A 14,361-nucleotide genomic window follows, 5' to 3' on the forward strand; every position below is an offset into this window, starting at 1 on the left:
GGCTAAACCAGGATGGAAAATATATTTCTCTTTAGTTTATTTCTCGATAGTTTTCCTCAATTATTATCCCGGCTGCATATCACGGTCGCAATTGTTGTGGTGGCGTTATTCTTTGGCATGATCCTGGGAACAGGCATAGCGATTACCCGGTTGTATAAAATACCAGTATTGTCCCAACTGGCTACCGCCTATGTTTCTTTTATCAGAGGGATTCCCATCCTGGTGCTGCTGTTTATTGTCTATATTGGCGCACCCTTGGTTGCCGGGGCGTTTGGCGCCAATATCAACCGCTGGGATACCCTGATATTTGTCATGATTACCTATATTATGAACTCGGCCGCTTTTTTATCAGAGATTGTCAGGTCTGCCGTGGCCGGGGTGGAGAAGGGACAAATGGAAGCCGCCCTCTCCGTGGGGATGACCCGTTGGCAGGCTTTTCATCGCATTGTCGCCCCCCAGGCCATCCAGATTGCCATTCCTGCCCTGGGCAATACGGTGGTGTCGCTGCTTAAAGATACCTCTTTGGCCTATACGCTGGGGGTAATTGATGTGATCGGCATCATTCAGGCCATCAGCAGCAGTACGCATCGCTCGCTGGAAGCCTATACCGCTGCGGCTGTCATTTTCTTTGTATTGAGTTTTGCCCTGGAACGGTTTTTTAAATGGCTGGAGAGAAGAATCGGGATCAACAATACAATTCCCAGTGCCAAAGGTGCAATAAATAACAAAATTGCTGTAGTGGGCAGGTGAGAGCGTGGGGTTTCAGTTTGATAGTTCATTCTTGCTTTTTGAGATTGGGATAGCCATAAAATATATTCCTGTTGTGCTGTTACTGTCAGTTGTACCGCTAATCATTGGCCTATTACTTGGCACAGGAATTGCTTTAACCAGGTTATTTAAAGTCCATCCCCTGGATAAAATATTTACTGTATTTGTAATATTCCTGCGGGGTGTACCCCTGGTTCTCCAACTAACCATCCTTTATCTGGCAGTTAGTTTAAGCATTGATTCGTTTGCAAAAACCTTGGGGCTGCCCCTGTCAGCCAAGGATCTGTCCTATACGTTGATTGCTATAGTTGGGTTGTCGATTAATGCCACTGTGTATCTCTCCGAGGTCATGCGCACAGCGCTGCAGTCAGTAGCTGCCGGCCAGTATGAGGCTGCCTACTCGGTGGGAATGACCTCCGGGCAGATGCTGCGGCGAATCATTATCCCCCAGGCTTTACCTGTGGCTATCCCGTTAATCGGCAGTAATTTCATTGGTCTTATTAAGGGGTCGGCGATTGCCTCGCTCATTTCCGTGGTCGAGATTATTAATGCCACCCTCTATGAGGCCAGCGGCAATTATAAGTTCCTGGAGGCCTATGTGGCGGCGGCAATTATTTACTGGTTCTTGTGTATGCTGGTCGAGCGCCTGGTGGCCTTCCTGGAAGGCAGGGTCGGAGTTTATGGCAAGGGTGGGGTAGTATGATCAAGCTTAAGGGCTTGCATAAAGCATTTGGCAGACAGGAAGTATTAAAAGGCATTGATCTTAAGGTTGAAAAGGGTGAGGTTGTCGTTATTCTTGGCCCCAGCGGTTCCGGTAAGACCACATTGCTAAGGTGTCTGAACTTTTTGGAGCAGCCTGATGACGGTGAGATTACCATCGGCAGCACCCGGGTTCACTGCAACCATGTCTCCAGGCAGGAGATACTGGCAATCAGAAGAAGTACGGCAATGGTCTTTCAGCTGTATAATCTGTTTAAGAATAAAACCGCCCTGGAAAATATTATGGAAGGGCTGGTGATCGCCCGGAAGGTGCCCCGGGAACAGGCGGAGCAAACCAGCCGTCAGATCCTGGCCAAGGTTGGCCTGGCGGATAAAGGAGACGCCTATCCCAGCCAGTTGTCAGGCGGCCAGCAGCAGCGGGTGGGAATTGCCCGGGCGCTGGCCCTGAATCCGGAAGTCATTCTGTTTGATGAGCCGACCTCAGCTTTAGACCCTGAGCTGGTAGGCGAGGTTCTGGGGGTTATGAAAAAAGTAGCTCAGGAAGGCCTGACGATGATTGTCGTTACCCATGAGATATCCTTTGCCCGGGATATTGCCGACCGGGTAATTTTTATTGACGGCGGTGTGATTGTTGAACAGGGACCGCCGGCGGAAATCCTTTTTCACCCGCGGGAAGAGAGAACCAAACAGTTTCTGAAAAGAATTTTGCCTGTTGAAGATTATGCAATATAGTACTTCATCTCCCTCAAACCCAAGGATAGTTGGCGTAGCTTTGCCCGCGCTGCTGCGTTGTCGTCACCTTACATATGTCCGATATGCGCGGTTTCGCCGCCTTGCATTGTAAAAAAATTTACGCCACTATTCCATCGGTTTTAAGAAAGTGACGTACCGCTGCTGCTATCAGAACATAAATTATGTATAATTAACATATATAACTAAATCAAGTGAGGAATTCAGGATGGCAAATAATAAAACGGTATTTGATTTTGATACAATTATCCCCCGTCAGGGAACCGGCAGCAGTAAATGGGATGCGGTGGAAAAAGTGTTTGGCAGCCGGGACGTGCTGCCCCTGTGGGTTGCTGATATGGATTTTGCTACCCCCGCCGCGGTGACAGCCAGGCTGGTGGAGCGGGCCCAGCATCCTATCTATGCTTACAATACCCAGGAGGCGCCGTTATATCAGTCCTTTATTGACTGGGTTAAACACCGGCATCATTGGGAGATTGAAAAAGACTGGATTCTCCTGGCGCCGGGTGTCGTGCCGTCAATTATCCTGTCCATTTTGGCCCTGTCGGCGCCCGGTGACGGTGTTATTATCCAGCCGCCGGTCTATCCGCCGTTTTTCGCATCCATTAAGGATAATGACCGGCGGATTGTAGAAAACCCGCTGCTTGTTAAAGATGACCATTATGAGATTGATTTTGCTGATCTGGAGCAAAAGCTGGCCGATCCCCATAACAAATTATTGTTGTTTTGCAGTCCCCATAATCCGGTGGGGCGGGTATGGCGCCAAGAGGAACTGGAAAAAATATATGAACTCTGCCAAAAATATCAGGTCGATATCCTGGCCGATGAAATCCACAATGATCTGGTGTACGGGGAGCAGCAGCATACGGTTTTGGCCTCACTTGGCACACCGGTGGCTAAAGAGACGGTTACCTTTATGGCTGCCAGCAAAACCTTTAATATCGCGGGGCTTAATTTCTCATTTATCGTTGTTCCCTGCAAGCGGCGGCGGGCCCGCATCAGTTCCTGGTTTGGCAAATTGCATATTAACCGCAATAATCTTTTTGGGGCAGTTGCCACGGAAACAGCCTACCGGGAGGGGGAGGCCTGGCTGGATTCACTGCTGCAATATCTTGAAGGCAATGCCGATACGTTGATCGAGTTTGTCCGGAACCGTCTGCCTGGCATCAAGGTAGTAAAACCGGAGGGGACTTTTCTGGCCTGGCTGGATTTTCGCGCCTATTTTGCCAATGCCAAAGAACTGGAAAACTTCCTGGTGCATAAAGCCCGGGTGGGGCTTAATCCCGGCAGAAATTTCGGCAGTCAGGGGGAAGGCTTTGCCCGGTTGAACTTTGCGACCCAGCGTAGTGTGCTGCTGGCGGGACTAACCCGGATCGAAAAGGCTCTTCAGGAAATTAAATAGGTAGCAGGCAGTATGCAAATTGATACTATGGCACAAATTAGTGCGTACTTGTGAATAGGAATCCGAAAGGATAAGATGATTATAGGGTTTATTTCCTATCAACAAGTACAACGAAGGAGGTTTCCGGATGCCCCATTTACTGGAACCATTACAGATCGGGTCTTTAACATTGTCCAATCGATTGGTTATGCCGCCGATGGCTACCTCGAAGGCGGAACCGGACGGCAAGGTCAGCCAGGCAATTCTTGAGTATTATAACGAAAAAACCGCCGGTGGTTATCTCTCACTGGTTATTATTGAGCACAGCTTTGTGCAGCAGGCCGGCAAAGCCAGCGAGAATCAGCTGTCTGTTGCTGATGACAGTGTTATTGAGGGCTTAAAAGAACTGGCAGCTGTTATCCAGCGCAATGGGGCTAAAGCCGTGGTGCAGATCAACCATGCCGGGAGCGCGGCCGACCCGGCGGTAACCGGTGTTGCTCCGGTCGGGCCTTCGGCTGTGAAGAACCCCCGGAAGGGCGATATACCGCATGCCCTTACCCGGGAAGAGATTGGCGGGATTGTTGCCGACTTTCGTGCGGCAGCGCGGCGGGTAAAAGCAGCCGGCTTTGACGGCGTGGAAATTCACTCCGCCCATGGCTATTTTCTCAATCAGTTTTTCTCACCGCTGACGAATAAGCGCACTGATGAATATGGCGGCGATGTGTCAGGGAGAATTAGGATTCACCTGGAGGTTATTGCTGCCGTTCGGGCGGCTGTAGGTCAGGACTTCCCTATCTTCATCAGGCTGGGAGCAGCGGACTATGCAGAAGGCGGGACTACGGCCGCCGACAGTCAGATTGCCGCCCGGGCTTTTGCCGAAGCCGGTGTTAATGTGATCGATATCTCCGGCGGCTTTTCGGGCTACGTTGTCCCGGGGAATAATGAACAGGGCTATTTTGCGCCCCTTAGTGCCGCGGTTAAGGAAGTTGTTGCCATTCCGGTCATCCTTACCGGCGGCATTACTGAAGTGCAGGCGGCCGAACAGTTGCTGGCAGCAGGCAAAGCAGACCTTATCGGCGTCGGCCGGGCCATTTTCCAGGATTCCTTGTGGGCGCAAAACGCGGTTAACAGTATCAAGCAGGCCTAGTTTCAGACAGGGGTTTACGGTCTGAAGATTAGCCAGCGGATAAAATGAAAACAGGAGGTATCCAGATGGCAGCAAACGAGGTTTTGACAACAATTAAAAAGCGCCGAAGTGTGCGCAGCTTCAAATCTGACCAAATAACAGAGGCAGAGCTGCAGGCTGTCCTGGAGGCCGGGATTTATGCCCCGAGCGCCGGCAATCAGCAGCTTTGGCATTTCACGGTCATCCAGGACAAACAGGTACTGGAGCAGCTAAACAAAGACGCCAAAGCAGGCGCCGCCCAGATTGACAACGAGCATGTTCAGCTAATGGCTAAAAATGAAAAGTTTAATATCTTTTACGGTGCGCCAACCGTTGTGCTGGTCTCCGGCAAGGAGGACGGCCTAATGATCGAGTCCGATTGCGCGGCTGCCACCCAAAATATAATATTAGCTGCTGAAGCCATTGGGCTTGGCTCCTGCTGGGTCGATTTTATCTTATCTGCATTTGGCGGCGAACAGGATGAGCAGTACAGGCAGCAGCTGGGCCTACCGGCCGGGTATAAGCCATTTTCCTCAGTGGCGCTGGGCTATAAGAAAAGCGAAGCGGTAAACGCCCCGGCGCGCAAAGAAAACGTGATTAATTACATAAAATAGAGAGTTTATCACACTCTGAAACAGAAACTGCCGTAAGGCGTGCCGAAACAGCAGTTGGTTGATCAGTAAGCAAACTGAAGGCCGGGCAGCGGTAAAGCTGCTCCGGCCTCGTTTACATTGGCGTATGCCGCCGCCGGTTAAGGATTTATTCATGCCGTACTTAGGTACTGCTGCGGGGCCTTGCATTGCCAGACAGGGAGGGGAGCTGTGACAATAAAAGCTTTGTATATATCAGATTTAGACGGTACCTTGCTCAACAGCCAGAAAGAGATCAGTGAGAACACTAAAAAAACACTCAATGCCCTTGTTGCCAGGGGGGGATATTTTTCTGTGGCAACGGCACGGACCGCTGTATCATCACAAAAGATACTGGCCGGTGTTCAGGTTAATACCCCTGTGGTCTTGATGAACGGAGCCGTAATCTATGATATGGTGGACGGTACATACATAAAAGCAGAAACAATACCGCCGGCAGCGGCTTATTCTATTATTGAAGTTATCAAAAAACATAATATTACCGGCTTTATGTATTCGGTTGCTGATAATCGGCTGCAGATATATTATGAGAGTTTGAATACAACGGCACTAACCGCTTATCATAACGAACGGGTAACGAAATACGCTAAATCCTTTGAACAGATTGCCGGTTTTTCTGATAAAATTAAGGATAACAAAGTGATCTACTTTGCCTTTATGGGGCAAAAACAGCGATTATCGGAATTATTGCCTGATTTGAAAAAGCTGCAGGGTATTGAACTGGTGCTTTCCAATGATGTTTACACCGAGAATCTGTGGTACCTGGAGGTATACAGCGCCAACGCTTCCAAGTACAATGCAGTAAACTTTATCCGCAACTATTGCAGTTTTGACCGGATTATAGGCTTTGGTGACAATGTGAATGATATCCCGCTTTTAAAAGCCTGTGATGAGTTTTATGCGGTATCAAATGCAGTTTACGAGTTAAAGGAGCAGGCAACCGGGATAATTGCCGATAATAATTCAGACGGTGTTGCCCGGTTTATTGTTGCCAGAAGAGAGTTCTAATCCACCTTGTATCGATAGCTGACTTAAAAAATAAGAGGCTACAGCATGTTTTATTGCTGTTAGCCTCTTTTAGCCATTTACAGATCTTTAAGTTCGTAGAATATTCTTTAGGAGTGAAGGACATGTCCAAACAACGCTACTTTTTCACATCCGAGTCGGTTACGGAAGGTCATCCTGATAAGCTGGCTGATCAAATTTCCGATGGGGTGGTTGACGCCATTCTGGCGCAGGATTCCCAAGCCAGGGTAGCCTGCGAAACAAGCGTTAATACCGGGTTGGTACTGTTGACGGGCGAGGTTTCTACAAAAGCTAATGTTAACTTCAGCCAAATCGCCAGAAATACGATGGCCAAGGTGGGCTACACCAAAGCGGAATATGGCCTGGATGCCGGTACCGCGGCTGTTCTGGTATCGATTGACCAGCAATCACCGGATATTGCCCAGGGGGTAAATCAGGCAATCGAAAGCCGCAGCGGCAGCAGTGACGAAAGGTGGGACAAAATTGGCGCCGGTGATCAGGGGATTGTATTTGGCTACGCCTCGAATGAAACTGACGAATACCTGCCGGCACCTATTGCTTTTGCCCATCGGCTGGCTAAGCGGCTGGCTGCTGTCCGCAAAGCAGGGCTGTTGCCCTATTTACGGCCTGACGGTAAGACACAGGTTACGATTGAATACGAAGATTTTCTGCCGGTGCGGGTTGAAACCGTACTGATTTCGGCCCAACATGCGCCTGAGGCCGAAACGGAACAAATTGCGGCAGACTTAAAAAGGCTGGTTATTGATGAAATCATTCCCCCGCAATTATTAGATGAAAAAACCAAGTTCCTGGTAAATCCGACCGGCCGTTTTGTCATTGGCGGGCCGCAGGGGGATGCCGGTTTGACCGGGCGCAAGATCATTGTCGATACTTATGGCGGTTATTCACGGCATGGCGGCGGAGCCTTCTCGGGCAAAGATCCTACTAAGGTTGACCGCTCCGGGGCCTATGCGGCCAGATATGTTGCCAAAAATATTGTTGCCGCCGGTTTGGCTAAACGGGCCGAAATTCAGATTGCCTATGCGATTGGGGTTGCCAGACCGATATCTATTTTCGTAGATACTTTTGGTACCGGGCGATTGAGCAACCGCGAATTACTGGCTGTTATCAACCAGAACTTCGACTTAAGGCCGGCAGCGATTATTGAGCAGTTGGATCTCAGGCGGCCGATTTATCAGCAGGTTGCCGCCTATGGGCATTTTGGCCGTACCGACATAGATGTGCCCTGGGAACGGACGGATAAAGCATATGAGTTATTGCAAGGTACCCGTACACATAGGCGAATTAGTGGAGAAAACTGAACAATTGTCCAGACTTATTTCCGGCTTGCGTCTGCGTATGGTGTTATTTTACCGTCCCCTTGAGTCCTAAGATATAGATATGCCTATTGACAAAAAGTGTAAAGCTGTACTATTATCTATTTAAATAACTATTGAATGTGCTGTGTACATAGCGAGAATAATATATGGTTCCTGGTTGATTGGTAGCGAGGCTGAAGGCCAGAAAATACTCCGTTGAAGTATTTTCTGGCCTTTTTCTTTTTCGTCAAGGTGCCCTGGTTTTTTGACCTGGATCAGCTGAAGACAGGAAGAAGGGATATGATTGAAATGAACACAGATATCTTGTGGAAAACCCAATATTCGCGGCGTAGATTTTTGAAGCTGGGCGCAGCAACCCTTGGCTTTAGTGCGGCCAGCGGGTTGTTTGAACTGGATAGTTTTGGTGCCTGGGCAAGCGCGCAGGCACCGATGGCCCGGGAAAGGATTGTCCGCACATCGGGCTCGCACAATTGCGGCGGCCGGTGCATACTGCAGGCGCATGTCCGGGACAACCGGGTTGTGCGGATTACAACAGAGGATGATATTCCTGATACCGATAAGACGCCGCAGCTGCGCGGTTGTTTGCGCTGCCGTTCCTACCGGGACCGCCTCTATCACCCCGAGCGTCTGAAATATCCGATGAAACGGGTGGGAAAACGCGGCGAAGGCAAGTTTGAACAGATCACGTGGGATGAAGCGCTGGACACTATTGCCGGCCAGACCAAACGCATTATGGACCAATACGGACCGGATGCCATCTATATGCAATATGCGCCCGGCAATGCCGGCAGAGTCTCCGAACGGGTATGGATGAGCCGGCTGTTAGGTCTTTATGGCGGGTTTCTCTCCTATTATGGCAGCTACAGCACGGCAGCGACGCAGATGGCCACGCCATACACCTTTGGCACGACGGCTACCGGCAGCAGCCGGGATAATTGGGCGCATTCCAAGCTGATCATTTTGCTGGGCTGGAATCCCGGCGAGACAATTCACGGCACGAATACCGCCTATTATCTGAAAAAAGCCAAACAAGCCGGTGCCCGGATTGTCAGTATTGACCCGATCTATTCCGATACGTCGGTCGCGCTGGCCGATCAGTGGATTCCCATCCGGCCGACGACCGATAGCTCGCTTTTAGATGCCATGGCGTATGTCATCATCACAGAAAACCTGCAGGACCAGGCTTTTTTGGACAAATACTGCGTAGGCTTTGACGAGGCGCATCTGCCGCCCGGCATTCCGGCCGGTCAGTCATTTAAAAGCTATATATTGGGCGAAAGCGAGGATCAAACAGCAAAGACCCCGGCGTGGGCCGAGGCCGTTACCGGGATACCGCGTGAAACGATTATAAAACTGGCGCGGGAATATGCGACCCAGCGTCCGGGGGCGTTAATTCAGGGCTATGGGCCGCAGCGTCATGCCTACGGGGAACAGGTGGTGCGCAGCGGCACGGTACTGGCCGCCCTAACCGGCAATATCGGCGTGAAGGGCGGCTGGGCATCGGGAACCGGCTATCAGGCGCGTTCTCACTTTGTTGCTGCGATTCCTGTCCCTAATCCCAGCAAGGCCAGGATTTCGGTATTTTGCTGGCCGGATGCCATCAAGCGGGGGACCGGCATGGGGCCGGAGGCCAGCGTAAAGGGTGTAAAGCAGCTGTCCGCCAATCTCAAGCTGATGTTTAATCTGGGCGGGAATTGTCTCGTAAACCAGCATGCGGACAACAATGGAACCGCCAGGTTATTGCAGGATGAGAGCCTGCTGGAGTTTCTTGTCGTCAGCGAGCAGTTCCTCACCGCCAGTGCCAAATTCGCGGATATTCTTCTGCCGGCCGACAATATGTATGAACGGGATGATATCGTCATGCCCTGGGGCTATGGCGATTATGTCCTGTTTATGAATAAAGCGGTGGATACCGTGTTCGAATGCCGCAACGGGTATGACTGGATCAGTGACCTGGCGGACCGGCTGGGTCTTAAAGACAAGTTCACTGAAGGCCGAACAATTGACCAATGGCTGCGGTATCTGGTGGAGGAAACGGCCAAAAAAAATCCGGGCTTCTACTCGTATGAGGAATTTAAAGAAAAAAGCGTGTATCGCTGGCAGTATCCGGAATCCTCCATCGCCTTTCAGAAACAAATCGAAGATCCCGGGAACAACCCTTTCCCCACACCGTCCGGCAAGATTGAGATATTCTCGCAGCGATTATGGGATATGAACCAACTGCAGGAGATTCCGGCTATCCCTAAATATGTAAAAGCCTGGGAAGGTCCGGAAGATCCCCTGCGCGCCAAATACCCGCTGCAATGCATCGGCCATCACTACAAGCGGCGCGTACACTCTATTTTCGACAATACCGGCTGGATGGAAGAAGCCGGTGCGCAGGAAGTCTGGGTCAGCCCGGTGGATGCCGCGCAGCGGGACTTGCAGAATGGTGAGCTGGTCACAGTGTATAACGACCGGGGTGTAATCTCCCTGCCGGTCAAAATTACGCCGCGGATTATGCCGGGCGTGGTCTCAGTGCCGCAGGGGGCCTGGTGGACCCCGGATGAACAGGGAGTTGACAGACGCGGCTGCATAAACACGCTGACTAAATACCACCCGACCCCGTTGGCCTTCGGCAATGCCACCCATACTAATCTGGTGCAGATCAGCAAGGGATAAAGGAGGGAGAATACAGCCATGGCAAAGCAAATAGCCTTTTATGTGGAACAGAAGTTTTGTGTCGGGTGCAAGACGTGCCAGGTGGCCTGCAAGGATAAACATGACCTGAAAGTGGGCCAGTTGTACCGGCGGGTGTCGGAGACGGCCGGCGGCGGCTTTGAGATAAAGGGGGCAACAGTTATCCCGGCTGTGTATGCCTTCTGGACGTCAATCAGCTGCAACCACTGCGGGCAACCGGTTTGCGTGGAAAACTGTCCGGTTGGCGCCGTTCAAAAACAGGCAGCCGATGGAATTGTCTATATTGATCAGGAAAAATGTGTGGGTTGCCGCAAGTGCGTAAAAAGCTGCCCCTATGGTGCGCCGCAGTACAACCGGGAAACGAGAAAGACGGGGAAATGCGACTTTTGCCGTGACGAGCTGGCGGCCGGCAAGCCGCCTGTCTGCGTTGCCGCGTGCCCGCTGCGGGCCCTTGATTACGGCCCGCTGAATGTGCTGCAGCGCAAATATGGCAAGGCCAATGAGACAAAGGGACTGCCTGCTGGCGGGCAGACTCAGCCTGCCCTGGTTATTGCGCCGCACCGCGACGCCTTGTAAAAAAACTATGGCCCGATCAAGGTACTTACAATAATCTCAGTTCGGCAGCGTCAGTTTTAAGCCATTGCTTTGTCAGCAGAGCCAACCCGCGGAAAAAGTTTGATGCAGCTGCTTTGCTTATGTCATCGCATAAAGCGGGAGCCCATGCCAATATATGTCCGGACAGAAAACGTGTTTGCCCGGACATGTATAAGTTCAGTTTTTCCGTACTAATATCTGGTTTTGCCGCTTGTTTACAAAGCCAAGCCATAAATTCCAACTCTAAGCTAATATGGTCGTCAGGCTCACTGTGCCGTTTTTTGCTTTCCAGGCCAAAGCTGCGGTAGAATGCACGCACAGCCAGCGTTTGCTCGCCGAATATCAGCCGCTCGCGGGAACGATACACTGACTCCCACGGTGGTGCTGCCAAATGTCCGGGACCGACAAACAGACGGTTAAAATCAGCTTGCAGCGTTTTCTGATAGTCTGCGGGATTTTTAAGACCAAGGTCTAATTCGGCCTGCAGCTGTAGTACAGCTGAATAAACTTCGCATTGCCCGGCATTCTCCTCTTGTACATAATTCTCAACTAAATTAGTCAATAGCCGGTTGGCCGATAAAGTTTTCAGCAACTGCGTGGCAGGGCTGGCTTTGTACAGGCGGGCTAATAAACAATAAATAAATTTACGCTCGTGCAGCCATGCGGTCAATCGTTCTTTATCCATCAATATCCTCCCCGAAAATTAATATCTGGCACCAGGACCCGGAGTGCGTTGCCCGTATTGTCGCATGTTGAATGTACCCTGCGCTTACATGCGGTTTTTAATAAAGAAAACACGGCTTTGCGCCGAGCCTTGGGCGAAAGCGTAAGCCGATGTTGCCCTCTAGCCAGGGAAAGTTATACTTTCTATCCTGAGCATTTTTCATTCTTTGCTGGTGCCGCCGTAACGGCATGAATGTCTATCAGGATAAGAAAAAGCTAAGATTACCTCAGGTAATCTTAGCCTTCATCTAGTTATTCTGATCAGCTAATTAGGAGATTGCCAAAGCCGGCATGGTTGCTGCCAGCCTGCCTTCAGCATATATAAATTGTTCTAATAGTAACACGACAGGCAAAATATTGTCAATTCCGGTCAAATTGCTTTTCTTAGACAAAAATTATCTTAACAAGGTGAGGAGTGTACTGCTATTCTACAGACAGTAAGGGGGATATTCCGTGAGTTATAATCAATCCCTGGGGGATTTGTTGCAAAACCGGAACCTGTCGCGGCGCCAGTTTATAAAAGTATGTTGTGCATTGACCGGTATGCTGGGATTGTCACCCTCTATGCTGCCTGAAGTGATTGCCCGCGCTGAAACACGACCGCTGGTTCCTGTAATATGGCTGCATGGGCAGGCGTGTACGGGCTGTTCGGCAGCGTTTCTAAACGCCGGAGAGCCGTCGGCTGCGGAAGCCATTCTAAACATAATGCGGCTTGAGTACCATGGATTGTTTTCCGCTGCGTCCGGGGTAGAGCTAGAACATCACCGGGAGAAGGTGATGCGGGAGTTTCGCGGTAACTATTTGCTGATTGCCGAAGGAGCGGTGCCAGCGGGTGATCAGGGATACTTTTGTTCGGTTGGCGGCGTTCCGTATGGGGAAATCCTGAAAGCGGCCGCAAAGCAGGCAGCGGCTGTTTTGGCAATTGGCTCCTGTGCCGTCTGGGGAGGAATTCAGGCAGCTCGCCCTAATCCGACGCAAGCGGCAGCCACTCAGCAGGTGATAACCAACAAACCTGTTGTGAAAATTCCGGGCTGTCCCCCTATTCCCGAGGTTATTGCCGGTGTTGTCCTGCACTACAGCTTGTTTGGTCAATTGCCAGCTCTGGACAGCCAGGGCAGGCCAACCCGGTTTTTTGGTAAGACCGTTCACGCGGGGTGTTCGCGCAAGTCTTTTTTTGAAGCTGGCCAGTTTGCGGAATACTATGGCGATAAGGGGGCTAAGGCCGGTTGGTGTCTTTATAAGCTAGGCTGCCGTGGTCCGTCGACTTTCAATTCCTGTGCCGCTCTGGGCTGGTGGCAAGGTCTGTCAAATCCCATCCAGGCCGGTTCTCCCTGTATTGGTTGTAGTGAGGCTGACTTTTGGGATGATGATCCTATTAGCGGGTTTGACGTCCAAGGGTGAGTGCATGACCAACCTTGGCAGGTACGGCATAATTGCTTGAGAAATAATGGAGGATAGCGGTGAGCACGGCCGGTTCGCTTGAGTCTTGTTTGAAAAAAACGCACACAATGACCTAATAAATAAATTTTAGTGCAGTAATTAATAATAGCCCGATTCTAATCATTAAACGTCTATAAATGATATAATTATTCATAAAGCTAGGGCGTAAGCTATTTGTATATAGGAGAAAATAGTGGCTATGAAGTGTCTGTTTCCATAATGAAGGTAAGGGCATAAAAGGTATAGTGGGGAGGGTGAGTGATGAACCATACTGCTTTGAATTTCAAAATGCTCACATTGGAACGCAATCCCTTTGGAGCATCTGTCGCTATACATCCCACATTGTTGTGGGATGATAACGGCGCCACTCTCGTTGATGTCGGTTATCCGGGCCAATTTAAAGAACTGACTGCGGCAATAGAACAGACCGGTGTTTCCCTTAACCACATAAAACGAATCATTTTTACCCATCAGGACTGGGATCATATCGGCAATGTAACGGACGTACAAAACGCTTTGGGCAGCAAGGTGGAAATATATACTCATGTCAATGAGCGTGACTATATCGAGGGTTTCCTCCCTTACATCAAGATGACCCCGGAGCGAATACAGGCCAGGCTGCAAGCGCTGCCGGAAAATGTACGTGAACAGGCCGCTGATTTGTTTGCAAACCTTCCTACTGCTCACGTACATCAAACGCTTGCGGCTCAAGCTGCACTGTCATTTCATGATAATGTACAAGTGATACATACACCAGGCCATACTCCCGGGCATATTTGCCTGTATTTGCAACAGCATCGCCTGCTTATCGCCGGGGATCAATTGCGGATTCAGAACGGAATTTTAGTAGGGCCGGCCCCGGAACATACGGCCGATATGAGGACAGCGCTGCAATCACTGCGTAATTTGCCGGCGTATGATATTGAGTATGTCATCTGCTATCACGGAGGATTATACGGGCCCCGAGCCTCGGCCCGTATTGCTGAGCTTATTGCCGAATTGCAGTAAGCATGCAGTATAGGATATAGGGAGTAATTGCTTGGGTATTACGCCTGGAAGCGTAATCTGTCTGTTGAAAAACGGACAGTGGCATGGATACAAAAAATAAATCTGGGAGGCTTATTG

At 50.4% G+C, this 14,361-nt stretch carries 13 protein-coding genes; 12 read left to right on the plus strand and 1 reads right to left on the minus strand.

What is annotated here, in order from left to right; translation table 11 throughout:
- Positions 1 to 12: 12 nt before the first annotated feature.
- The 10 genes from SPTER_RS02935 (at position 13) to SPTER_RS02980 (ending at position 11,055) form a co-directional block, all read left to right on the plus strand.
- A complete protein-coding gene (locus SPTER_RS02935) occupies positions 13 to 750 on the plus strand; it encodes an amino acid ABC transporter permease (protein ID WP_144348980.1) in 738 nt (245 codons plus the stop codon).
- 4 nt (positions 751 to 754) lie between these two features.
- A complete protein-coding gene (locus tag SPTER_RS02940) occupies positions 755 to 1,471 on the plus strand; it encodes an amino acid ABC transporter permease (protein WP_144348981.1) in 717 nt (238 codons plus the stop codon).
- Positions 1,468 to 2,220: an amino acid ABC transporter ATP-binding protein gene (locus SPTER_RS02945; RefSeq protein WP_144348982.1), complete on the plus strand. Its 753-nt coding sequence runs from the start codon at positions 1,468 to 1,470 to the stop codon at positions 2,218 to 2,220. The genes SPTER_RS02940 and SPTER_RS02945 overlap by 4 nt, the downstream gene beginning before the upstream one ends.
- A gap of 226 nt (positions 2,221 to 2,446) precedes the next feature.
- Entirely contained in the window at positions 2,447 to 3,640 is a 1,194-nt protein-coding gene (locus SPTER_RS02950) for a MalY/PatB family protein (protein WP_144348983.1), read from the plus strand.
- Positions 3,641 to 3,767: 127 nt separating this feature from the next.
- Entirely contained in the window at positions 3,768 to 4,766 is a 999-nt protein-coding gene (locus SPTER_RS02955; RefSeq protein WP_144348984.1) for an NADH:flavin oxidoreductase, read from the plus strand.
- A gap of 65 nt (positions 4,767 to 4,831) precedes the next feature.
- Positions 4,832 to 5,398, plus strand: a complete 567-nt coding sequence (locus SPTER_RS02960; protein WP_144348985.1) for a nitroreductase family protein — start codon at positions 4,832 to 4,834, stop codon at positions 5,396 to 5,398.
- A 207-nt stretch (positions 5,399 to 5,605) separates the two neighbouring features.
- Complete coding sequence (locus SPTER_RS02965) at positions 5,606 to 6,442, plus strand: HAD family hydrolase (RefSeq protein WP_144348986.1); 837 nt, start codon at positions 5,606 to 5,608, stop codon at positions 6,440 to 6,442.
- A gap of 122 nt (positions 6,443 to 6,564) precedes the next feature.
- Positions 6,565 to 7,782: a methionine adenosyltransferase gene (gene metK / locus SPTER_RS02970; protein ID WP_144348987.1), complete on the plus strand. Its 1,218-nt coding sequence runs from the start codon at positions 6,565 to 6,567 to the stop codon at positions 7,780 to 7,782.
- 297 nt (positions 7,783 to 8,079) lie between these two features.
- Positions 8,080 to 10,461, plus strand: coding sequence for a DMSO/selenate family reductase complex A subunit (locus SPTER_RS02975; protein WP_246105455.1), 2,382 nt, complete (start codon positions 8,080 to 8,082; stop codon positions 10,459 to 10,461).
- An 18-nt stretch (positions 10,462 to 10,479) separates the two neighbouring features.
- Positions 10,480 to 11,055: a DMSO/selenate family reductase complex B subunit gene (locus SPTER_RS02980; protein ID WP_144348988.1), complete on the plus strand. Its 576-nt coding sequence runs from the start codon at positions 10,480 to 10,482 to the stop codon at positions 11,053 to 11,055.
- A 25-nt stretch (positions 11,056 to 11,080) separates the two neighbouring features.
- Here SPTER_RS02980 and SPTER_RS02985 read toward each other — a convergent pair whose 3' ends face one another.
- Positions 11,081 to 11,758, minus strand: coding sequence for a TorD/DmsD family molecular chaperone (locus SPTER_RS02985; protein ID WP_144348989.1), 678 nt, complete (start codon positions 11,756 to 11,758; stop codon positions 11,081 to 11,083).
- A gap of 491 nt (positions 11,759 to 12,249) precedes the next feature.
- On the opposite strand from SPTER_RS02985, the gene SPTER_RS02990 reads away from it, so the two are divergent.
- On the plus strand, positions 12,250 to 13,197 hold the full coding sequence (locus SPTER_RS02990; protein ID WP_144348990.1) for a hydrogenase small subunit: 948 nt from the start codon (positions 12,250 to 12,252) through the stop codon (positions 13,195 to 13,197).
- Positions 13,198 to 13,497: 300 nt separating this feature from the next.
- Positions 13,498 to 14,244: an MBL fold metallo-hydrolase gene (locus tag SPTER_RS02995; RefSeq protein ID WP_144348991.1), complete on the plus strand. Its 747-nt coding sequence runs from the start codon at positions 13,498 to 13,500 to the stop codon at positions 14,242 to 14,244.
- Positions 14,245 to 14,361: the final 117 nt, after the last annotated feature.

The sequence above is a fragment of the Sporomusa termitida genome, assembly GCF_007641255.1.
Classification (GTDB): domain Bacteria; phylum Bacillota; class Negativicutes; order Sporomusales; family Sporomusaceae; genus Sporomusa; species Sporomusa termitida.

What these genes read in the sequence shown, in the direction of transcription:
- SPTER_RS02935 (WP_144348980.1), top strand. Translation starts at nt 13, where the DNA reads ATGGAAAATATATTTCTCTTTAGTTTATTTCTCGATAGTTTTCCTCAA.
- SPTER_RS02945 (WP_144348982.1), top strand. Translation starts at nt 1,468, where the DNA reads ATGATCAAGCTTAAGGGCTTGCATAAAGCATTTGGCAGACAGGAAGTA.
- SPTER_RS02950 (WP_144348983.1), top strand. Translation starts at nt 2,447, where the DNA reads ATGGCAAATAATAAAACGGTATTTGATTTTGATACAATTATCCCCCGT.
- SPTER_RS02955 (WP_144348984.1), top strand. Translation starts at nt 3,768, where the DNA reads ATGCCCCATTTACTGGAACCATTACAGATCGGGTCTTTAACATTGTCC.
- SPTER_RS02960 (WP_144348985.1), top strand. Translation starts at nt 4,832, where the DNA reads ATGGCAGCAAACGAGGTTTTGACAACAATTAAAAAGCGCCGAAGTGTG.
- metK (WP_144348987.1), top strand. Translation starts at nt 6,565, where the DNA reads ATGTCCAAACAACGCTACTTTTTCACATCCGAGTCGGTTACGGAAGGT.
- SPTER_RS02975 (WP_246105455.1), top strand. Translation starts at nt 8,080, where the DNA reads ATGATTGAAATGAACACAGATATCTTGTGGAAAACCCAATATTCGCGG.
- SPTER_RS02980 (WP_144348988.1), top strand. Translation starts at nt 10,480, where the DNA reads ATGGCAAAGCAAATAGCCTTTTATGTGGAACAGAAGTTTTGTGTCGGG.
- SPTER_RS02985 (WP_144348989.1), bottom strand. Translation starts at nt 11,758, where the DNA reads ATGGATAAAGAACGATTGACCGCATGGCTGCACGAGCGTAAATTTATT.
- SPTER_RS02995 (WP_144348991.1), top strand. Translation starts at nt 13,498, where the DNA reads ATGAACCATACTGCTTTGAATTTCAAAATGCTCACATTGGAACGCAAT.